Raw genomic sequence first — 21,622 nt, 5'->3', positions numbered from 1 at the left:
TCTCCGGCTCGGGCCGGATAGAAAGACGGGGCGGCCTGCATGACCGCCCCGCGGGTTCAGGGACTTATTCCTTGACCGGCTCGCTCTTGGTCCGGACATCGGCGATCAGCGAACGTACGGAGCGGACCTTGACGCCTTCGGCGATCTCGATCTCGAGTTCGTCGTTGTCGAACACCTTGGTCACCTTGCCGACGAAACCGCCGCCGGTCACGACCTGGTCGCCGCGGCGGATGTTCTTGATCATCTCTTCGCGCTTCTTCATCTGGGTCCGCTGCGGGCGGATGATCAGGAAGTACATGATGACGAAGATCAGCAGGAACGGCAGGATCGACATGACGATGTCGCCACCGCCCGCAGCGCCCGGCGTCTGCGCGAAGGCTTCGGTGATAAACATGGAAAACTCCTCAACTGGCGCCAGCAGCAGCCGGCGCATGAAATCGAGCGGAATATAGTGACGAGGGCCGCGAATGCAACGTAAAGCTTGGGCGCGCGGGGCCTATTTTCCCCGGTTGCGCGCTTTTGTCCGGGGTTATTGCGTGCTAACCGCGCCTCAGCGAGTTCATTTTCAGCCAGGAGGGGTCAGATGAACGACGAGACCGCGCGTCAGATCATGGAGAGAATCGAGAAGCTGACGCATGCCGTCGAAAGCCTCGGCGGTCCGCCCCGGGCCGACAACGACATCACCAGGGCCGACTGTTTCGTCTGGGAGCCGAAGCGCGCGTGGCTGCAGCCGGTTGGAAAACCCAACAGGATCGAACTGTCGCTCATCAAGGGCGTGGACCATGTCCGCGACATCCTGCAGGACAACACGGAGCGTTTCGCCAGGGGATTTGCCGCCAACAACGTGCTTCTGTGGGGCGCGCGCGGCATGGGCAAGTCCTCGCTCGTCAAATCGGTCCACGCGGCAACCGCCGCCCTCCCCGACATCGCAGCGCCATTGAAGCTTGTCGAAATCCACCGAGAGGACATCAATTCGCTCCCCGGCCTGATGGCCATCCTGCGGGAGGCGGAAGCGCGCTTCATCCTCTTTTGCGACGATCTTTCCTTCGACCATGACGACACCGCCTACAAGTCGCTCAAGGCGGCTCTCGACGGCGGCATAGAGGGCCGGCCGGACAATGTGATCCTGTACGCCACCTCGAACCGCCGGCACCTGCTGCCGCGCGACATGATCGAAAACGAGCGCTCGACCGCCATCAATCCTCACGAAGCCGTCGAGGAAAAGGTCTCGCTGTCCGACCGTTTCGGCCTCTGGCTCGGCTTCCACAAATGCAGCCAGGACGATTATCTCGACATGGTGAAGGGCTATGCCGATCACTACGCGTTCGGAATCGGGGAAGACGACCTGCGCGCCCAGGCGCTGGAATGGGCAACGACCCGTGGCTCGCGCTCGGGTCGTGTAGCCTGGCAGTTCGTCCAGGATCTGGCGGGACGGCTCGGCAAGCGGCTGTGAAGCCGCCTGCCCAAACGCCTATTCCAGGAAGTCTGACGGGTTGACCGGGGTCGCGTTCTTGCGCACTTCGAAGTGAAGACGCGGGGTCTTGGCGTTGCCGCTCATGCCCGAGGAGGCGATCGTCTGACCGCGGGTCACCTTGTCGCCGCGATTGACCTTGAGTTCCGAGGCGTGGGCGTAGACGGTGACGAGACCGTCATCGTGACGCACCAGAACCGTGTTGCCATATTCCTTCAGACCGTCGCCCGAATAGATGACCACGCCGTTCTCGGCGGCCTTGACCGGGGTGCCGACCGGCAGCGACAGGTCGATGCCGTCATTGCGCTTGCCGTCTTCGCTCTTGGCATAGCCGGTGATGACCTGGCCGCGGGCCGGCCAGCGCAGCTTGTCGATGCCCGTGGCCTTGGGCGCAACCGCGTTGGTATCGACCTTGGCGGTCTCGATGATGTTCGACTTGGTTTCGGTCTTCGCGGGAGCCGCGTATTCCTTCGGCTTGTCGGCGGCCGGCTTCACGGAGGCGGTCGTCACGCTGTCCGTGGCCGCAGCCGGTGCGCCGCCGGACGGGATCGAGAGCGTCTGGCCGACACGGATCATCTCGGTCGACATGCCGTTGGCGGCCTTGAGTGCCGCAACGCTGACACTGTGGCGAGACGCGATGCGCGACAGGGTATCGCCAGACTGCACGTTATAGACGCCGCCCTGGCCACCGGCCTGCGGGGCGGAAGCGGTATCGGCCGGAGCGGCCTGCGATGACTTTTCCTTGAGGCTCGGCGAGGTCGGAAGCACGGCCACCTGCTGTTCAGGGGTCGTGTTCGGCTTCGGAGCCGGCGTGCCGCGCGAGGCGGTGGCATCGCGGACATTCGGATCTGCATCCGGCGCGGAAACCGGCGCCTTGTCGCTGTAGCCGTAGACCGGGATCACGATCCGCTGACCGGCATTGACGCGCGAGGCATCGGTGATGTTGTTGGCGGCCATGATGTCCTTGACCGGCACGCCATAGCGGCGCGACAGGTTGTAGAGCGTCTCGCCGTCATTGAGGGTCACGCTCGTGCCGCCATTGCCGCTCCAGCCATTGCCGGACCGGGCCGGTGTGGAGCCGGTGGTGATCGGATCGCTCGGCATGCCGGTCGAGACGGACGCATTGCTTTCGACACGCGCGGTGCGAGTCGGGAAAGGCTGCGGCTCGGTTACCGGCCGGGTGGCCGGGCCGACGGGAATGCGGGACGCCGACTGCTCGGCCGTCGGCAGCGACTGGCGCGAGACGATCTGCGAGGACGATGCCGTCCGTGCCGAGGAGCCTACCGAACCGGTATAGGTCTGATCGTAGCCGGACTGCCGCGCATCACCGGGATAGGCCTGCGAGACACTGGAAGGCGCGGTGCCTGCCTGGGCGTAACCCGCGTTGGGAACGGAGCCGACAGGCTGCAACGCATTCGATGACGGCCCGGGGACCGAGGCGGTGTTGATGCCGTCAACGCCGCTATACATGAAGCGGCTGGCGTCCGAGCTGCAACCTGCAGCGGTTCCGGCCAAGAGCACGACACCCAGCAGCTTCAATGTCGTCGATTTCGTGATTTTCGATACATTCCGACGCATGATTTCAACCCATGAACGCAACACCAATTGGATTGAATTAAACAGCGTTAATGTTACCGCCCGGTTAAATCCTGGGCGCACATCGTGTTTTTTCGGAAAAGCCGGGAATAATCAGAGAGCCGAAGCCCGTCCGGCGATCATCGGGAGGTAGGGAACCTCGAAGAAATCCTCACGCTCGAAACGGCTGCCGATCTTGGTGAACCGCGACAGGCGGATCGTTCCGTCCTTGTCTCTGAGCGGCGCAACCATGATGCCTTCGGAGACGAGGAAGTCGACATAATGGCGCGGCATCGTCTCGAAAGCGGTCGTCACCACGATACGGTCGAAGGTCCCCTCGCCCGGAACGCCTTTGATGCCGTCACCCTGACGCGCCACCACGTTGGTGATCGCCAGATGGCTGTACCGCTGTTGCGCAAGCTGGACGAGCGTCTTGTAGCGGTCGATCGTGAGAACCCGCTCGGCAATCCGTCCGATCACACCGGCGGTGAATCCCGAACCCGTGCCGACATCCAAGACACGCTGGCCGGGCGCCAGACTGGCAAGAGAGAGAAGCCGTGCGATCAGATCCGGGCTTTCGGCGAAACTGCCGCAATCGATCGGCAGCAGGCGGTTTTCATAGGCATGCGGGGCATGGGCGGCCCCCACGAACATGGTCCGCGGCGTCTGCTCCATGGCCGAAAGCAGCGTGGTGTCGGCAACACCCTCGGCACGCAGCCGCAGGACGAGAGCGGCAAAACCTTCCTTCTCGACCAGACGAATGTTCACAGATCAGTCCTCGAACAGGCCCGAAAGCTCGTCGTGGAGCTTGTGGTCGGTCAGATCGAGCATGAGCGGCGTGACAGATATGTATCCGTTGTTGAGCGCGCCCACATCCGTTTCGATGTGATCCGGAATCGCGCGGCGGCCGAACTTGAGCCAGAAATAGGGAAAGCCCCGACCATCCTCGCGCTCGATGATCTGCAGCCCGTGGGTCAGCTGCCCCTGGCGGGTGACGGTGATGCCCTTGACGTTTTCCGGCGTGCAGTTCGGAAAATTCACATTCAAGAAACGGCCCTGCGGCAGTTCCGTCTTCATGAGCTTCTTCAGAAGTTCCGGGCCATGGGTCTCGGCCACTTCCCAGGGAACGACACGGCCGTGGTTCTCGAAATTGTAGTGCTGGCTCAGCGCAATCGAGCGGATGCCCAGAAGCGTTCCCTCGATTGCCGCCGCGACGGTCCCCGAATAGGTCACGTCGTCGGCCGCGTTCGGGCCGGAATTGATACCCGAGAGAATGAGATCGGGCGGATTGTCCTTCATGACCTTCCGGGCCGCCATGATGACGCAGTCGGTCGGCGTGCCGCGCAGGGCGAAACGCTTTTCCTCGATCTGGCGAAGGCGCAGCGGCTCCGACAAGGTCAGCGAATGGGCAAGCCCGCTCTGGTCCGTCTCGGGGGCGACCACCCAGACATCATCCGAGATGGTGCGCGCGATCTTCTCGAGCGAGGCGAGGCCCGGCGCATGGATACCGTCATCATTGGTGAGCAGAATTCGCATGGTCGGGCCGGTCCTTTCTCAGTCCGCTTTCTCGATCCGGGTGATACCGCCCATATAGGGCAGCAGCGCCTCCGGCACGGTGATGGAACCGTCTTCCTCGAGATAATTCTCCATCACGGCAATGAGCGCGCGACCGACCGCAACGCCCGAGCCGTTCAGCGTGGTCACGAAGCGCGTGCCCTTGCCGTCCGGATCGCGGTAGCGTGCGTTCATGCGGCGGCCCTGGAAATCGCCGCAGACCGAGCAGGACGAAATCTCGCGATAGGTATCCTGCCCCGGCAACCAGACTTCCAGATCGTAGGTCTTCTGCGCGCCGAAACCCATGTCGCCGGTGCACAGCGTCATGACACGATAGTGCAGACCGAGGCGCTTCAGCACTTCCTCGGCACAAGCGGTCATGCGCTCATGCTCCTCCACACCATGCTCGGCATCGACGATGGAGACGAGTTCGCACTTGTTGAACTGGTGCTGGCGCAGCATGCCGCGGGTGTCGCGACCGGCAGACCCGGCCTCCGAGCGGAAGCACGGCGTGAGAGCCGTGAAGCGAAGCGGCAATGTGTCGTGATCGAGCAGTTCGCCGTAAACGAGATTCGTGAGCGGCACTTCGGCCGTCGGGATCATCCAGCGACCATCGGTCGTCTTGAAAAGATCCTCGGAAAATTTCGGAAGCTGGCCTGTGCCGTAGAGCGCATCGTCACGTACGAGAAGCGGCGGATTGACTTCCGTGTAGCCATGCTCGGTCGTATGAAGATCGAGCATGAACTGGCCGAGCGCACGCTCGAGCCGTGCCAATTGTCCCTTGACCACCGTAAAGCGCGCGCCTGAAATACGGGCCGCCGCCTCGAAATCGAGAAGACCCAGATCCTCGCCGATCTCGTAATGTTCGGCAGCCTTGTGAGCCCAGCCGGGCTTCGCGCCGACCTTGCGCTCTTCGCGGTTGTCGTTCTCGTCGGAGCCGACCGGCACACTTTCAAGCGGCACGTTGGGAAGACGCATCAGCATGTCGTCGAGGGCGGCATCCGCCTGGCGGGTGCCCTCCTCGGCGTCCTGCATCCTGCCCTTGAGTTCGGCGACTTCAGCCTTCAGGGCTTCCGCGCGATCCTTGTCGCCCTTGCCGAGCGCCTGACCGATTTCCTTGGAGGCGGCGTTGCGGCGGGACTGCATGTCCTGCAGCGACTGAACGAGCGAACGGCGCTTCTCGTCGGCGGCTATCAGCTCGGCCGAAAGAGCTTCCGCTCCACGGCTTTGAAGCGCCTTGTCCAGCGCTTCGGAGTTCTCACGGATCCATTTGATGTCAAGCATTTCGGGTCATCCCGGCAGGAGTTTCGCGTCCGACCGGAAAGACCCCGCCTGATGCGGGCGTCAGCTGTCCGGCGTCACGTCGGAAGCTGCTTCCTCTTCGCTTTCCGCCTGCGCATCACCACGCTGGCGCTCCACGAGTCGGGCGCAATAGATGGCAATCTCGTAAAGAAGGATGGTGGGCAGCGCAAGCCCGATCTGGGACACCGGATCCGGCGGCGTCAGCACGGCCGCGGCCACGAATGCGGCAACGATGGCGTATTTGCGCTTCTCGGCAAGTCCCGTTGACGAGACGAGACCGACACGTGCCATCAAGGTGGTCACGACAGGCAGCTGGAAGACCAGGCCGAAGGCGAAGATCAGCGTCATCACCAGCCCGAGATATTCCGAGACCTTCGGCAGGAGCTGGATGGTCGCCTCGGCGGAGCCGCCGGTCTGTTCCATCGACAGGAAGAACAGCATGACCATGGGCGTGAAGAAGAAATAGACGAGCCCGGCGCCGATGAGGAATAGGATCGGCGACGCGATCAGGAATGGCAGGAAGGCCATCCGCTCGTTCTTGTAGAGGCCGGGCGCCACGAACTTGTAGACCTGGGCCGCGATCATCGGGAAAGCGAGCACCAGGCCGCCGAACATGGCGATCTTGATCTGGGTGAAGAAGAATTCCTGCGGCGCGGTGTAGATCAGCTCGATCTTGCGATCGCCGAGCCCGGCCCAGTGCACCGCCCAGGTGAATGGCAGGACCAGCAGGTTGAACAGCTGCTTGGCGAAATAGAAGCAAATCAGGAATGCGATCATGAAACCGCCGACCGCCCACATCAGGCGGTTGCGGAGCTCGATCAGGTGCTCGACGAGCGGCATGGGCCGGTCTTCGGAATTATCGCTCATGCCTTGTCATCCGTCTTGCGCGACGTCTTCGCCTTTGCGGCGGAAGTCTTGCCGCCTGCACTCTTGCCGCCCGCACTCTTGGCAGCGCCCTTCGAGGACGTCGTCTTCGCCGCTGTTTTCGCGGACGCAGGCTTCGAGGTGGCGGCACCGGTCGATCTGGTGCCGGCAGTTCCGGAAGCGGACGACTTGGCGGCGGTCGCCTTTGTCGCCGGCTTCCTGGCGGGGGATTTAGCCGAAGCCGACTTTGAGGTGGCCGACTTGGAGGCTGCAGACTTGGAAGTTGCAGATTTGGAGGCTGCAGACTTGGAGGTTGCCGCTCCCTTCGCGGGTGCCTTGGGTTCGGCCGCTTCCGATTTCATGATCCGGGCGGCGGAGGTCTTGTGCGTCGCCGGCTGTTCGGTGGGCTGGACCGGCCCCTTGAGCGGTTCGGCTTCCACCGCCTTGCCGGCCTCGACTTTCGGCTCGCCGTCGAGCTTCATGCCTGAATCAGGCACGGCAATCGGCTTGACCGTGTTCTCGAGATCCTTGCGGATATCGTTCCCGGTCTGGCGCAGCGGGTTCACCGCATCCCGGATCTGGTTCATCGGGTTGAGCGAACGGGCGTCCGAAAACGTCTTGCGCACGTCGTCGAGGTCGGCTTCACGAAGGGCCTCATCGAACTGACCACGGAATTCGTTGGCCATCTTGCGCAGTTTGGTCGTAGTGCGACCGAAAGCCCGCAGCATCGGCGGAAGGTCCTTCGGACCGACCACGATGATGAGAACGATCGCCACGACCAGAAGCTCTGTCCAGCCGATATCGAGCATCGGGTATCCTTTCCCGGAGCGGGGCCGAGGCCCCGCCAGACCGGGCGCGTCAGTCGCGCCCGGCGACCGCTACCTTCAGGCGCGGTCCTTCTGTTCGGTGGTCTCGGCGGGCTGATGATCGACGGTCTTGGCCGTGGTGGCGTTGTCGTCCTTGTCGTCGTCCGACATCCCCTTCTTGAAGCTCTTGATGCCCTTCGCGACGTCACCCATCAATTCGGGAATCTTGCCGCGGCCAAAAAGCAGAAGCACGACCACCAGGACGATGATCCAGTGCCAGATGCTGAAGGAACCCATGATACTCTCCTGTTCGAATTCCTATTCGATGTATGATGTTTGAGATCAAGATTCAAACACCAATATGTCTTTCTCGTTGACCACCAGGCCGACCTCGCGGGCGCCGGCGGGCACATCGCCCGCCCTCACCCGGGCCTCGACCCGATCGCCGCCGTCCGGCACGGCCAGCGTGACGTGCTCTTCCATGCCGAGAAACCTGCGTGCCACGATACGTGCCGGGGAGCCCTTCCCCGCTTCGACGACACCTACGCCCGAATGACGCACGGCGACCGAAACGGCGGCCCGTTCGGCGATGTCGGGGGATTTTACAGGACCGAGCGGCGTCATTGCCATTCCGTCGTGAACCTCGGATGCAAAAACGTTGATTTCCGAGAAAAAGCCGGCCGCAAAGAGATCGGCAGGCCGGTGATAGAGGTCCTCCGCCGTTCCCGTCTGCACCAACTGGCCATTGCGCAACAATGCGATGCGGTCGCCGAGCCGCATGGCCTCCTCCGCGTCATGGGTGACGACGATCGCCGTCGCCCGCGCTTCGCGCAGGATGGCCAGGGTTTCGATGCGCACGGCATCCTTGAGGCGTGAATCGAGCCCCGAAAAGGGTTCGTCCATCAGGAGAACGCCGGGACGCGGTGCGAGCGCGCGCGCCAGCGCCACGCGCTGCTGCTCGCCGCCCGACAGAAGATGCGGATAGCTCATGGCGTGATGGGCCATTCCGACGCGCTCGAGCGCGACCATGGCCTCGCCGCGTCCGTCCTTGCGCGACAATTGCGTCAGCCCGAAGCGCACATTGTCGATGATGGTCAGATGCGGAAAGAGCGCGAAGTCCTGGAACATCAGCCCGATGCCGCGCTTTTCGGGCGGGAGCGACAGGTCAGGACCGGAAATCTCGCGCTCGTTGAGAACGAGCCTGCCAGATGTCTGGGTCTCGATACCGGCTGCGATGCGAAGCAGCGTGGTCTTGCCGGATCCGGAGGGTCCGAGCAGGCACAGAACCTCGCCCGGCTCGGCCTGCAGGCTCACGCCCCTGAGGATGTGGCGCTTGCCGTAATGGTGATGGATGTCATCGAAAACCAGACGAGCGGCGAAGGTGACGCCGGCAGTGCGCCGGCTTGCCGTGCCCTGGGAAACCGGTTTGGGGGATGATTTGCTGTCGGCCACGTCGATCCACTCACTGCCTTCCGGTGTCGTCGCGGGATCGCTTACACGGTATTGCGGACCGACGAAACTGTTTCGTGCCTTGTGACACGGGGTCTATTGTCGCGCCCGGCCGCAGGCACGGCCTATTCCTCTTCCTCGCCCATCGGCGAGAGGAGGCCGAGTTCCTCGATATCCATCTGCGTGATGGGATCTTCCTCGTCCGAGAGGTCGTCATTGGCGGGCGGCTGCGGCATCGAGAAATTGGCCGGAATGCGGTTCGACAGAAGGCCCGCGCCCTTGAGCTCATCCATGCCCGGCAGATCGCGCAGTTCCTCGAGCCCGAAATGATCGAGAAACTGGCTCGTGGTGCCGTAGGTCACCGGACGACCGGGCGTGCGGCGACGGCCGCGCATTCGTACCCAGCCGGTCTCGAGCAGCACGTCGAGCGTGCCCCTGGAGGTTGCGACACCGCGAATTTCCTCGATCTCGGCACGGGTCACCGGCTGGTGATAGGCAATGATCGCCATGACTTCGAGGCCGGCACGCGAAAGCTTGCGGACCTCGCTCTGCTCCTGACGAATGAGAAAGGACAGATCGGCAGCGGTGCGGAAGGCCCAGGCGCCGGCCACACGGACCAGATTGACGCCGCGGGTGGAATAGGCGCGCTCGAGCCGGGCCATGACATCGGCCGCATCGCTACCGCGCGGCAGCTTTTCTGCGATGACGGTCTCCGCAACCGGTTCGGAGGAGGCAAAGACCAGAGCTTCGGCGATGCGCATCGCCTCCGCCAGCGCCCGTTCCCGCAGCTTGTCGACTGCGGCGCTGTCGGCGTCCTCGCCGGACGCGGCGGCATCGATCTCCGGTTCATCATAATCAACCGGATTGGGCTGGCCGGAATCGGTCGTCATGGCCTCGATCCTTTCGGTGCGTCGGCATTGGCTCCCCGTCTGAGATAGATCGGCTGGAAGGCGCCCTCCTGCCGGATCTCAAGGCGCCCTTCGCGAACCATCTCGAGCGATGCAGCAAAGGAACTCGCAATCGCCGTTGCGCGCTCCTGCGGTTCGGACATGTAACGCACGAGGAAGTGGGTCAGTGCCGTCCAGTCGGATATTTCGCCCAGCATGCGGATCAGGATGGTGCGCGCATCGGCGAGCGACCAGACGCGGCGCTTGGAGATCGTGACATGCGACAGGCTCTGGCGCTGCCGCTGCGAGGCATAAGCCGTCAGGAGATCGTAGAGGCTCGCATCGAACGCCATCGTCTTGTCGATGACGAGAGGCTGCGGCGCACCGCGCGCGAAGACGTCGCGACCCAGGCGATTGCGGTTGACGAGACGCGTCGCCACCTCGCGCATCGCCTCGAGGCGCTTGAGCCGGAAGGCGAGCTGGGCGGCCATTTCCTCACCGGAGGGTTCGTCGCCCTTGGCCTGCTGCGGGATCAGAAGCCGCGACTTCAGGAATGCGAGCCACGCCGCCATGACCAGATAGTCGGCGGCGAGCTCGAGCCGGAGTTCACGGGCCCGCCCGATGAAATCGAGATATTGCTCGGCCAGCGCCAGCACCGAGATGCGGGCGAGATCCACCTTCTGTGTACGGGCGAGATGAAGAAGAAGATCGAGCGGGCCTTCGAAGCCTTCGAGGTCGACGACTAGCGCGGGATCGCTCAGCGCGCGGTCGGCATTCTCCTCCCACAGCTTCTCCATCGGAGCTGCGGCGGGTTTCCTTGCCTTGTCGTCTCGCGCGCTGGCGGCCACGTGTTCGTCCCGTTCAGGCCGTCCCTGCTGCCAGGAGGCTCGCGAATTCCTCGCGCAATGCCGCCTCGTCGCTATTGTCCGGCGTTTGAATGCTCGCAGTCACACGGTCTGCCCGCCGTTTCGCCTCGCCCTCGAGTACAGGGCTTGCCGAGGCAATGGCACGCATTTCGTCCATGTCGCCGTTGCAATGTAGCGTCACATCGCAACCAGCGGAAATGATTGCTCGGGTCCGGTCGGCGAAATCCCCAGAAAGAGCCTTCATCGAGGCATCATCCGACATCAAAAGCCCGTCGAAACCGATTTCGCCGCGAATGATCTCGGAAATCATCTTCCGGGACGTGGTCGCGCACTCATCCGGATCGATATCCGAATAGATGATGTGCGCTGTCATCGCCATGACCTCCTTGTTGAGCCGCTTGAACGGCACAAAGTCGGTTTTCGACAGTTCCGCATGGGGCGTATCGACCACCGGAAGATCAAGGTGGGAATCCGCATTGGCCCGACCATGACCCGGAATGTGCTTGATGATCGGCAGGAGACCACCGGCCTTGAGACCGCGCGCAACCGCCGTTCCCATGGCCGCGACGATGTTAGGTTCATCGCCATAGGCCCGGCTGCCGATGATGTCGTGGGCGCCGGCGACCGGAATGTCGATCAGCGGGAGGCAGTCGACATTGATGCCGAGAGGGGCGAGATCGAAGGCATGAAGACGGCCGAGCACCCAGGCGGCCCAGAGCCCCCTCTCCTCGTTCCGCCGGTAGATCGCACCGAGCTCCGCACCGGAGGGATAGTCGATCGGGACCAGAGGCGGGCGCAGGCGCTGCACGCGACCGCCTTCCTGATCGATCAGCACAGGCGCGTCGGGCCGGCCGACGCAATCGCGCATTTCGGCGACCAGGTCGGCAATCTGCGCCTTCTCGACGAGGTTGCGGAGAAAAAGGATGAAGCCCCAAGGCCGCTCACCGGAGAAGAAGGCCTTCTCCTCTGCACTGAGCCTGGGACCGAGACTACCGAATATAACTGCTTTTGATTCGCTCATGGCGCGATCATAGCGGATCGGCGATATTTCCCTAGAGGATGGGACTGTCGGCAAACAAAAAAGCCGGACAGTCTCCTGCCCGGCTTTGGTTGGTTTCGGCTTGCGATCAGCGCGTCACGATACAGCTGCCGCCTGCGGCCTTGTAGCGCGCGCACAGCGCGTTGGCCTCTTCCCGGGTGCCCGCCGGAATGCGGACGCGGTGATAGGTGCCGCGATTGGGAATTTCGGCCGACTTGATGTCCACGCCACGGCCGCCGATGATGCTCGAATAGCGGCGCGAGAGATCGTCGTAGGAGGTCTGCGCCCCCGCCGCGCTCGGCTGCGAGGCGATCTGCATGTAGTAGCCGCCGGGATTTGCCGCCGCCGTCGTCTGCGCTGCAGGCGCAGCGGGTGCGGCCGTCTGGGGGGCTGCCGATGCAACTTCGCTGACGCGGCCGTTGCCGCTGACCTGTCCGACGACATTGACCGGCTGCTCGGACGGGCGGCTGGTCGGAACCGGAACCGTAGTCACGGTCTGCGTCGGGATCGTTGGGTTCGCAGCGACTTCGCCTTCGGCGGCAGCCGTCCCGGCAATCTCGCCATCAGCCGTGACCGTTGCCGGTGCAGACAGGCCGATTTCCGGGTCCGCGGACGCAACATCGGTTGTCGAAGCCTCGGGGGCGACCGGTGTCGCCGGAACGGTTTCGACGGATGCGGCGGCCGGTGCAGGCGTTTCCGCCGCCTCTGCCTGGGGCTCGGAGCGCGGCACGATGGTCCCGTCAGGACGGACGATCATGGTGCGGACACGGCGCGGCGAGAGAAGCTGCTCGGCACTGCTGCCGGCGGCGGCGGATTCGGTATCGCCTTCGGTCAGCCGGTCTTCGACCTTCTCGGTTGCACCGGCTGCGGTTTCCGCCTCGCCACGACCTTCAAGCGGTAACACGTCAGGATCGATCGTGCGCTGAACCACATCGACGGGCTCTTCCGCGCTTTCCACCAGACGCGGCTGGCTAGCGGCGCCTGTATCATTGCCCTCGACCTTCTCGTAGACCGCCTTGTCCTGGTTGGGGACCTTGGCCCCACCGGGATTCTCAGGCACGACCTTGACCGGGTCCTTGTCGGCCATGATGACCTTGGGGCCATCATCCGAACTCGAACCGCCTGCAATCCAGTTCCAGGCGAGCGCGGTACCGCCGAGCAGCACGGCCACACCGAGCACCACGCCGGCGATCAGCGGCTTGCGACGATCGTCGGCTTCGCGCTCCCGGACCGTCTCATAGGGTATGTCGGCATCCACAGGCTGCGGGTGAGGACGATATGCGGTATCGGAAGCCCCCGTGAAGCCGAGGTCGCTTTCCATGTCGTCATAATTGTCCTGCTGGGCCGCAGGCTCCGTCTGGGGGGCATACCAGCCGGCATCGGCAGCAACCGGCTCCTCGGTCTGCGCCTCGCCTTCGACCAGATCGGCGAATTCCCGATCGAGTTCGCTTTCGAACAGGGTTTCGAAATCATCCTCCGCGGGTGCCTGATCGGAGGGAAGGTCCGGAATTTCGAGATCGCCGATGCTGCCTGGCATCTCGTCGACCGGCGTAATGGCGCTCTCGTCGAAAGCCATGTCGTGGCCTTCGGCGGCCACGGCATAGGGCATTTCAGGTTCCGGAAGCTCGGCGGCCTCGGGTTCAGCGTCAGCCTGACCGGCCTGGATGGTCGCTGATTCCTGCTCGGCCACGTCTTCTTCGACCTGCGCCTCCAGGGACGCAAGCCAGTCGTCGTCATCGGCTTCCTCGGCCTGTGCCGGCCCGGCCGGCGACGCTGTTGCGATGGAGGCCGCGGCAGCTGCGGCAGCGACGGCAGCAACAGGTTCCACCGGCTGCTGGGGGAAGAAGGCGTCGAATTCGGAATCGCCGAATTGCGGCCGTGCCGGTTCCGGCGCGATGTCCGCGGAAAGCTCGTCGACCGGCATGTCCGGTGTTTCGTCAGCCGGTGTTTCGTCAGCCGGTGTAGCCTCGGCTTCGTCGAAGAAGCGCGAGAATGCCACCGCCATGTCATCGTCCGACGTCTCCAAGTCGGCGGGATCGGCATCGGGCTTATCGACAGGGATTGCGGCGGCAGTGGCGGCTTCATCCGGCGCGAAGGCATCTTCGAGAGCGACGATTTCCTCGGCCGTTGCCTCCACGGTTTCCGAAGCATCTTCCTCGATGTCGTCGACAGGATTGAAATCATCCAGGGCGAGATCGAAATCTTCCTCGGCGAGGAAATCCTCGACCTTTTCGTCGAAAGCCTCCTCGATCTGCGGGTGTTCGCCAACCGCAAGCGCAGGCTCCGCCGGAACGTCTTCGATCGTCATCTCACCGGTTTCGAGCCGGCTGCGATAGTCATCGAGTTCCGCGGAGAGCTCAGCCTCGAAGGGATCGAAGTCGCTCGTATCCGGCTCGACATTCTCCAGCGAGGCTTCGTCCTCGGCCAGAAAAGCCTCAACCGTGGCGGCGAGCTCGGGCGCATCGACCAGCGCGGACTGATGAAGCTGATGGCTCCCGGCGGACGCGATATCGGTCTGCTTAGATTCCGGATGCCCATGTGAGGGCAGATCGAAGCGGGAAATGTCGGCAAGAATGTCGTCGCCGTCATAGGCTCCGGCCTGCGCAGATGCTTCGACCGTGTAGGCATCGGCAATCTCGCCGGCGACCGGCGACGAACCGGGGAAAACCGGAATTTCAAGCGCCTCGGGCGCGGATATTGCGTCGTCGGCCGTCTCCGGCTCCAAATCAGGCTCCCACGCGATGGACGGCTCGGCCTGCAGATCATCAGGCTCCTGCGCCAAATCCGCGGAATTCTCATCCGTCGCCGCGGCCTCGACGAAGGCGTCCCATTCGGCGAATACATCGTCGAAATCCTCGGCATCGGGTGCTTCGGCAGAAAGTTCCTGCTCGGCCTCTTCAACGGGATCGCTCACAGCATGCGGGTCGCTGAACTCCGAACGCAGCTCCTCTTCCGGGTAATAGGGCTCTTCCGGGTAAAAGGGCGCATCATCTTCGCTTCCGGCATCCGGCGCCACGGCCTCTTCGGCGTTATGCGCGAAAGCTGCCTCGGAAGCGGGCAGCTCCTCATCGCCGAAATCGGCGACAAGCGGCTCGGGGTCCTCGGTTTCGGACGCATAGTCAGGGAGGTCGTCCGCGGTGATGGTCAGTTCGTCCTCGAGCGCCTGATACAGTTCGTCCTCGGGAAGATTGAGCTCGTCGTCCATCAATGACGTGAACGGCGTGTCGTCAGTCTCGATCGACGGCGCTTCGGCGACAAAGGGATCGAAGGGCTGCTCTTCCGGAGCGCCGGCAACGGGCTCGGCAGACACATCTTCCGCCTCGGGTTCGGGCACATGCTCCTCGAACTGCGATGTCTCTTCCAGATGCGGCATGGCATATGGGTCGTAAGCCTGCGCGGGAGCCGGCTCTATTGCGGGCTCGGGGGCCGCAACGGCCTCAGCGGAGACGGTTTCCTCGTAGGAGGTCTCGAGTTCGCGGAGGAGTTCCGCCTCGAGATCGATCTCGTCCGGATCGACGTGAGTCGTCGCGCCGGCAGCATCAGCCTGAGGCTTTGCTTCGGCGGGCCGGTCATAACCGATGATCCGCGCCAGTTCCGCAAGAGGATCGTCATCGTCGATCACGCTTCCGGCGCTTCCGGTCTTGTCGTTATACTGATCAGCCATATTAACTCACATACTCGACTTAGGCGTTACTGCCAGAGCAATGTGGGTAAATGGTGGCGTTACCGCATTTCCTCTGGTGCGTCGGTACCGGTTATCTGCAATCCGGACTTCAGCACGCAGGCGACGGCATAGACCAACCCCATTCTGGCTAGGCTGGATTCTCGGTTTTTATCGTTAATAAACCGTAATTCCGGGTTTTCGCGGCCCTTGTTCCACTGCGCATGGAAAGAACTTGCGAGATCGTAGAGGTAAAACGCCACGCGATGCGGCTCCTGGCCACGTGTCGCGGCCTCGATGACGCGCGGAAATTCGGCCAGCTTGCCGATGAGCGCGAGTTCGCTCTCGTCGCGCAATGCGGATACGTCCAGCTTGGAAAGCGCCTCGTCGGAAAGATCGACATCCGGGAAGGCTTCGGCAGCCTGGCGGAAGACCGAACGGCACCGGGCATGGGCATATTGCACGTAGAAGACCGGATTGTCCTTGGACTGCTCGGTAACCTTCGCAAAGTCGAAATCGAGCGGCTCGGAGCTCTTGCGGAAAAGCATCATGAAACGCACTGAATCGCGTCCCACTTCGTCGACCACGTCGCGGAGCGTGACGAATTCCCCTGCCCGCTTGGACATGCGGACGGGCTCGCCGTTGCGGAAGAGCTTGACGAGCTGGCAGAGCAAGACGGTGAGCTTGACCGAGCCGCCGGACACGGCGCGAGCGACAGCTTCGAGCCGCTTGACGTAGCCGCCGTGATCGGCGCCGAGCACATAGATCATCTCGTCGTAGCCGCGCTCGAACTTGTCGTAGAAATAGGCCACGTCGGCTGCGAAATAGGTATAGTCGCCATCCGACTTGATCAGCGGCCGATCGATGTCGTCCCCCACCTCGGTCGAGCGGAAAAGCGTCTGCTCGCGATCTTCCCAGTCTTCCGGCAGCTGGCCCTTGGGCGGCGGCAGCTTGCCCTTGTAGACATGCCCCTTGTAGGTCAACTCGTTGATCGCGTGACGGATCGCCTTGGCGCCGTCGGCATGCAGCGTGCGCTCGGAATAGAAGACGTCGTGGTGAATGTTGAGCGCGGCCAGATCCTCGCGGATGATCCCCATCATGAGCTCGATGGTCCGTTCCTTGACGAGCGGCATCCACTGGTCTTCGGGCATTTCAAGGAGCTTCGTGCCGTAACTTGCAGCCAGTGCCTTGCCGACGGGCTTGAGGTAGTCACCGGGATACAGCCCCTCCGGTATGGCGCCGATATCCTCGCCAAGCGCCTCGCGGTAGCGAAGGAAGGCGGAATTGGCCAGAACCTCGATCTGCACGCCGGCATCGTTGATGTAGTATTCCTTGTCGACCTCGTAACCGGCGAAGGCGAGCAGGTTGGCAAGCGCGTCGCCCACCACCGCGCCACGGCAATGGCCGACATGCATCGGGCCTGTCGGGTTGGCCGAAACATATTCGACGTTGATCTTCTTTCCCGCGCCGATATCCGACCGACCGTAGTCGAGCCCCTTGGCCGAAATATCCTTGAGCACTTTCTGCCAATAGGCAACGGAGAGGCGGAAATTGAGAAAGCCGGGACCGGCAACCGAGGTTTCGGCGACATCGGGATCGTCCGCGAAGGCCGCGGCCAGCGCGTCGGCAAGCGCGCGCGGGTTCGACTTCAGGGGCTTGGCCAGCACCATTGCCGCATTGGTCGAAATATCGCCATGGGCGGGATCGCGCGGCGGCTCCACGGTCATGCGGTCGAGCTGGACCTGTTCGCCGCTGTCGCGGACGATGTCGAGCGCCATCACGGCGTCGCTAATTCTCTTCTCGAAATCCTTGAACAGGTTCATGGTACGTCGACTTTACTGCAATGATCTGGATGGATCGCCCGGAAACCGGGCCGGTTCGGGCGCTGCCTAGCTCAAATCCGGTGAGCGGTCAAACAAGCGCCTATGCGCGCTCATGGCATAGGTATCGGTCATCCCGGCTATATAATCGCGGACATAGCGGACCAGCTTCTCCTTCGGCAGCTCGGCCAGAAGGTCGCGCCAGCGCGCCTCTCCGATCAGTGACGGCTGCTCCATATAGGCATGGAAAAGATCGTCGACGATCCTCGCCGCATCCTCACGCACCCTCATGACCGTCGGGTGGCGGTAGAGATTGGCAAAGAGAAAGGATTTGATCTCGCTCTCCCATTGGGCCATCCGGGAACTGAAGGTGACGATCGGCCGCCCAGCCAGCCTGACGTCGTCCGCGCTCCCGGGCCTGATCTCGGCGAGGTTTCGCTGGGCCATGCCGATCACATCCTCGACCATCGCGGTGATCTGGCGGCGGGTGATCTCATGAACGAGCCTGACTTCCTCGATGTCGGGATAGCGGTCACGAACCTCCCGGATAAAGCCGGAGATCAGCGGCAGGTCTTCCAGCATATCGACCGTGATCAGTCCCGAGCGCAGCCCGTCGTCGATGTCGTGGGTATTATAGGCGATATCGTCGGCGATGGCGGCGGCCTGGGCCTCAAGGCTCGCATGGCTCCACAGCCAGAGATCGTGCAACTCGTTGTAATGACGGATCTGTTCGGCGACGGGCTTGGTTCCGAGCGAATTGCCCTCGCGATCGGTCAGCGGTCCGTTGTGCTTGACCAGTCCCTCGAGGGTTTCCCAGGTGAGATTGAGCCCGTCGAATTCGGCGTAACGCGCCTCAAGCCGCGTGACGATCGCCAGCGACTGCGCATTGTGGTCGAAGCCGCCATGATCCTTCATCAGTGCGTCGAGCGCGTCTTCGCCCGTATGGCCGAAAGGGGTGTGGCCGAAATCATGGACGAGCGCCACGCCTTCGGCGAGATCCTCGTCGGCTTTCAGCGCGCGCGCGAGCGCCCGGGCAATCTGCGCCACCTCGATCGTATGGGTGAGTCGCGTGCGGTAATGATCGCCCTCGTGGGCGACGAAGACCTGGGTCTTGTGCTTGAGGCGGCGGAAAGCCGTCGAATGGACGATGCGGTCGCGGTCGCGCTGGAATTCCGACCGGGTGGCACTGCGCGATTCGCGATAGAGGCGGCCGCGGCTCGCCCACGCGTCCGATGCATAGGGCGCGAGTGCACCCGTCCCGAATCCCAGTTTTGTCCCGTCGAATTCCATAGTCGCCTGCCCGGTATTCCATGGGCGCCCCCGCCCGTTTCGTCGCATCGATCCGCAATCGTCGTGCCGGCCGTCCGCCGGCACCCATTGACGCCCGTTGCAAGCCTTCATACCTATGGGCAACGACATTTCAAAGACGACTCTCCGGATCTTGACCCCGGCAAGGAGCGGACAATGAGCGAAGCAAACCCAGTTACCATCACAGAAGCAGCCGCACGGCGCATCGGCGACATCCTCGCCGCGGAAGTCGGCAAGTCGGCGCTGCGCGTCTCCGTAGAAGGCGGCGGATGTTCGGGCTTTTCCTACAAGTTCGATCTCACCGACGATCCCATCGGCGACGACCTCGTGCTTGAAAAGGGCCAGGCGCGCGTGATCATCGACCAGATGTCGCTGATCTACATGCAGGGCTCCGAGATCGATTTCGTCGACAACCTGATGGGCCAGTCCTTCCAGATCAACAATCCGAATGCGGTCGCCTCCTGCGGCTGCGGCACCTCCTTTGCCATCTGAGCAGACCGAAAGAACCTTACGCGCATGAAGATCGCCACCTGGAACATCAACGGCGTCAAGGCGCGCATCGAAAATCTGGTCGCCTGGCTGAAGGAATGCGATCCCGACGTCGCCTGCCTGCAGGAACTCAAATCGATCGACGAGGGTGTGCCGCGCGAGCGCCTGGAAGAACTGGGCTATCACGTCGAGACCCACGGACAGAAGGGTTTCAACGGGGTGGCGATCCTCTCCAAGAAGACCCCCGACGAAGTCAATCGCGGCCTGCCCGGAGATGACGGCGACGAGCAGTCGCGTTTCATCGAAGCCGTGTTTTCGACCGAAAAAGGCGTGGTGCGGATTTGCTGCCTCTACCTGCCGAACGGCAATCCGGTGGACTCGGAGAAATACCCCTACAAGCTCAGATGGATGGAACGTCTGCAACGCTTCGCCGAGGATCGTCTGGCGCTCGAGGAGCCGCTGGTGCTGGCCGGCGACTACAACGTCATTCCCGAGCCCGTCGACTGCCACGACCCGAAGGTCTGGGAGGGCGATGCGCTGTTCCTGCCGCAGACGCGCGCCGCCTTCCGCAAGCTCGAAAATCTCGGCTTCACCGATGCGCTGCGCTCGGTCAACGACAAGGCTGAAACCTATACGTTCTGGGACTATCAGGCCGGCGCCTGGCAGAAGAACAACGGCATCCGCATCGACCATCTGATGCTGTCGCCGGAAGCCGCGAGCCGATTGAAATCTGCCTATGTCGAGCCGCATGTCCGCGCCTGGGAAAAGCCTTCGGACCACGTTCCGGTGATCGTCGAGCTCGACGTCTAGGGGGCGCCTGCTCCACAGACCGCTTGCCAAAACGCATTTCCGGTCGCAGACTTCACGTCATGACGGCCTTGAGAGGAATGCCTTTTGTGAATGCATTCGCTGTGCTCGCGCTGCTATCCGGCGCCAGCCCCGTTTCGGCTGCGGAATGCCAGTGCGTGACCAAGGGACAGCGCGTCGATCTTGGAACGGTCATCTGCCTGGAAGTCAGCCCGTCCGTTCGCTATCTCGCCCGCTGCGAAAGGGTTCTCAACAATACGAGCTGGCGAAAGCTGGGGGACGGATGCCCTTCGGCCGGGCTTTGCCTGCCTGAACCCGCGCGCCATCAGTCGTTCCGCACCGGCTGACGTTCAATATAACTAAATCAATATTTAGCGATATCAATATCATCCAAGGATTTCCTCATGCGACGCGTGAGGAAAACAGGATCAGTTGAGCCCCTTGGCCAGCATGTCCTGTGCGAGCGCTATGGCGGTGCGGCGATCGTTCTCGTCGGAGAGCAGGAAGGCCTGTTCCTGCATATCGCGGATCCAGAGCTTGTCCTGGGTGCCCGAACGTTCCAGTGCCGCTGTCATGAAGGCCAGGCCGCGAACCGCCTCACCTTCCTGGAAGATCAGGTTTCCGAGAACGGCGGCGGCGGCGGCATGGCCATTGAGCCGCGCACGGTTGAGCCACTTCTTGGCCTGCTGAAGGTTGTTCTCGCCGCCCTGCCCGTCGAGAATCATGCGTCCGAGACGATACTGCGCCTCGGGCATGCCGAAGGCGGAGGCTGCCTGGAAATAGAGCTGGCGGGCAGCGCCCATGTCGGGCTTGATCGGGCTGTCGGGAATGCCGTTCTGGTAGTAATGGGCCAGGGAAACGAGCGCGTTGACGAAATAGCCGGTATCGGGCGAGCCGGGCTCGACCCCCTGGCGCGCGATCTCGTCATAGATCTTGAAGGCCTCATAGTCGTTTTCGACCACACCGTCGCCATAGGCATACATGTTGGCAAGGGCCCAGCGTGCTCCGCGATGGCCCTTCTCCGCGGCGTAGCGGTAGGCCTCGACGGCCTCGTCCTTGCGGCCCTTCTTGTAGGCCGAGAAACCGAACTTGAAGAGAGCGAAGGGACCGGAATTTTCAGAAACGCCGCTGTCGGGATCGAAGGCCGAGGCCGGCGCGGCATAGCCGGCGACCGCCAGGGCGAGCGCCGCCGCCAGACCTATGCCCGATGTTTTCCCCATTCGTTTCGATGTCAGCATGTCACTGCGTCTCTTTCGTGCCCGGCGGCCGATCGCAACAATTGCGCCGATGCCGCCCACTGGGCAAATCCACCAAAACTCCGCTGGCGACACATGCGCCTTGCGAATTTTCCACCTTTCGCCTCGAAAGCACCCCTGCCTCCGAGACATCCCCCTCGATCGGGCCACATGGCCTCGAACCGAGATGTTCATATTACACTTCCATATATGAGCGGTTTGTGACCGCAATGGAGCGTAGCTGCCTGACGGCGTCGGTTCCGCATCGACCGCAATGATACGGCGGCGCGTTCCCGCGTGCTGAGCGAAAGTCCTTCCGGCCCCTCAACACGTCCTGCCTCCACCCCCCTGGCTTCAGCAGGCATCCATGCGATGCGCCCGGTTTGTGGCGCAAAATGGGCACTTCCCCGTCCCCCGAATTCATAGCAGACGAGATGTGAAATGTGTGTTGCGAATCCGTCACATTGCGTGATGACCTCGCGTTCCCCT

At 62.8% G+C, this 21,622-nt stretch carries 20 protein-coding genes; 4 read left to right on the top strand and 16 right to left on the bottom strand.

The features are described from left to right. Positions 1-64 precede the first annotated feature (64 nt). Positions 65-394, bottom strand: coding sequence for a preprotein translocase subunit YajC (gene yajC / locus E2A64_RS09030; protein ID WP_133284025.1), 330 nt, complete (start codon positions 392-394; stop codon positions 65-67). Between the two features lie 189 nt (positions 395-583). Between yajC and E2A64_RS09025 the strand changes: the two genes are divergently transcribed. Further along, positions 584-1,453, top strand: a complete 870-nt coding sequence (locus E2A64_RS09025) for an ATP-binding protein (RefSeq protein ID WP_133284024.1) — start codon at positions 584-586, stop codon at positions 1,451-1,453. Positions 1,454-1,471: 18 nt separating this feature from the next. Here E2A64_RS09025 and E2A64_RS09020 read toward each other — a convergent pair whose 3' ends face one another. From E2A64_RS09020 to E2A64_RS08955, 14 genes are all read right to left on the bottom strand, one after another. Further along, positions 1,472-3,049: a peptidoglycan DD-metalloendopeptidase family protein gene (locus tag E2A64_RS09020; RefSeq protein ID WP_133284023.1), complete on the bottom strand. Its 1,578-nt coding sequence runs from the start codon at positions 3,047-3,049 to the stop codon at positions 1,472-1,474. 111 nt (positions 3,050-3,160) lie between these two features. Beyond that, positions 3,161-3,814, bottom strand: coding sequence for a protein-L-isoaspartate(D-aspartate) O-methyltransferase (locus tag E2A64_RS09015; protein ID WP_133284022.1), 654 nt, complete (start codon positions 3,812-3,814; stop codon positions 3,161-3,163). A 3-nt stretch (positions 3,815-3,817) separates the two neighbouring features. Continuing rightward, positions 3,818-4,582: a 5'/3'-nucleotidase SurE gene (gene surE, locus E2A64_RS09010; protein ID WP_133284021.1), complete on the bottom strand. Its 765-nt coding sequence runs from the start codon at positions 4,580-4,582 to the stop codon at positions 3,818-3,820. An 18-nt stretch (positions 4,583-4,600) separates the two neighbouring features. Continuing rightward, positions 4,601-5,884: a serine--tRNA ligase gene (gene serS / locus E2A64_RS09005; RefSeq protein ID WP_133284020.1), complete on the bottom strand. Its 1,284-nt coding sequence runs from the start codon at positions 5,882-5,884 to the stop codon at positions 4,601-4,603. Between the two features lie 60 nt (positions 5,885-5,944). Next, a complete protein-coding gene (gene tatC / locus E2A64_RS09000; protein ID WP_133284019.1) occupies positions 5,945-6,769 on the bottom strand; it encodes a twin-arginine translocase subunit TatC in 825 nt (274 codons plus the stop codon). Next, positions 6,766-7,575 (bottom strand): Sec-independent protein translocase protein TatB, encoded by an 810-nt coding sequence (gene tatB, locus E2A64_RS08995; RefSeq protein WP_133284018.1) that lies wholly within the window; start codon positions 7,573-7,575, stop codon positions 6,766-6,768. Before tatB ends, tatC begins: the two co-directional genes overlap by 4 nt. A 75-nt stretch (positions 7,576-7,650) precedes the next feature. Then, on the bottom strand, positions 7,651-7,869 hold the full coding sequence (locus tag E2A64_RS08990; protein WP_133284017.1) for a twin-arginine translocase TatA/TatE family subunit: 219 nt from the start codon (positions 7,867-7,869) through the stop codon (positions 7,651-7,653). Positions 7,870-7,914: 45 nt separating this feature from the next. Then, a complete protein-coding gene (locus E2A64_RS08985) occupies positions 7,915-9,024 on the bottom strand; it encodes an ABC transporter ATP-binding protein (RefSeq protein WP_244598195.1) in 1,110 nt (369 codons plus the stop codon). A gap of 122 nt (positions 9,025-9,146) precedes the next feature. Beyond that, positions 9,147-9,782 (bottom strand): SMC-Scp complex subunit ScpB, encoded by a 636-nt coding sequence (gene scpB, locus E2A64_RS08980; RefSeq protein ID WP_428977471.1) that lies wholly within the window; start codon positions 9,780-9,782, stop codon positions 9,147-9,149. Positions 9,783-9,907: 125 nt separating this feature from the next. Then, complete coding sequence (locus E2A64_RS08975) at positions 9,908-10,705, bottom strand: segregation and condensation protein A (RefSeq protein ID WP_133284333.1); 798 nt, start codon at positions 10,703-10,705, stop codon at positions 9,908-9,910. A 64-nt stretch (positions 10,706-10,769) separates the two neighbouring features. After that, the gene (gene nagZ, locus E2A64_RS08970; RefSeq protein WP_133284015.1) at positions 10,770-11,795 is read right to left on the bottom strand and encodes a beta-N-acetylhexosaminidase; all 1,026 of its coding nucleotides are present in this window, start codon (positions 11,793-11,795) and stop codon (positions 10,770-10,772) included. A gap of 106 nt (positions 11,796-11,901) precedes the next feature. Next, positions 11,902-15,477: an SPOR domain-containing protein gene (locus tag E2A64_RS08965; protein WP_133284014.1), complete on the bottom strand. Its 3,576-nt coding sequence runs from the start codon at positions 15,475-15,477 to the stop codon at positions 11,902-11,904. A gap of 59 nt (positions 15,478-15,536) precedes the next feature. Further along, on the bottom strand, positions 15,537-17,297 hold the full coding sequence (gene argS / locus E2A64_RS08960) for an arginine--tRNA ligase (RefSeq protein WP_133284013.1): 1,761 nt from the start codon (positions 17,295-17,297) through the stop codon (positions 15,537-15,539). Between the two features lie 66 nt (positions 17,298-17,363). Further along, complete coding sequence (locus E2A64_RS08955) at positions 17,364-18,584, bottom strand: deoxyguanosinetriphosphate triphosphohydrolase (RefSeq protein WP_133284012.1); 1,221 nt, start codon at positions 18,582-18,584, stop codon at positions 17,364-17,366. 174 nt (positions 18,585-18,758) lie between these two features. On the opposite strand from E2A64_RS08955, the gene E2A64_RS08950 reads away from it, so the two are divergent. From E2A64_RS08950 to E2A64_RS08940, 3 genes are all read left to right on the top strand, one after another. Further along, complete coding sequence (locus E2A64_RS08950; RefSeq protein WP_133284011.1) at positions 18,759-19,094, top strand: HesB/IscA family protein; 336 nt, start codon at positions 18,759-18,761, stop codon at positions 19,092-19,094. Between the two features lie 24 nt (positions 19,095-19,118). Beyond that, the gene (gene xth / locus E2A64_RS08945) at positions 19,119-19,901 is read left to right on the top strand and encodes an exodeoxyribonuclease III (RefSeq protein WP_133284010.1); all 783 of its coding nucleotides are present in this window, start codon (positions 19,119-19,121) and stop codon (positions 19,899-19,901) included. Positions 19,902-19,987: 86 nt separating this feature from the next. After that, positions 19,988-20,245, top strand: coding sequence for a hypothetical protein (locus E2A64_RS08940; protein WP_133284009.1), 258 nt, complete (start codon positions 19,988-19,990; stop codon positions 20,243-20,245). Positions 20,246-20,326: 81 nt separating this feature from the next. On the opposite strand, the gene E2A64_RS08935 is transcribed toward E2A64_RS08940, so the two are convergent. Next, positions 20,327-21,118: a tetratricopeptide repeat protein gene (locus tag E2A64_RS08935; protein ID WP_133284332.1), complete on the bottom strand. Its 792-nt coding sequence runs from the start codon at positions 21,116-21,118 to the stop codon at positions 20,327-20,329. Positions 21,119-21,622: the final 504 nt, after the last annotated feature.

It is taken from the genome of Pseudohoeflea suaedae (assembly GCF_004354915.1).
GTDB classification, from domain to species: domain Bacteria; phylum Pseudomonadota; class Alphaproteobacteria; order Rhizobiales; family Rhizobiaceae; genus Pseudohoeflea; species Pseudohoeflea suaedae.
Note: the sequence above shows the minus strand (reverse complement) of the source record. Positions and strands in the feature narration are given on the sequence as shown.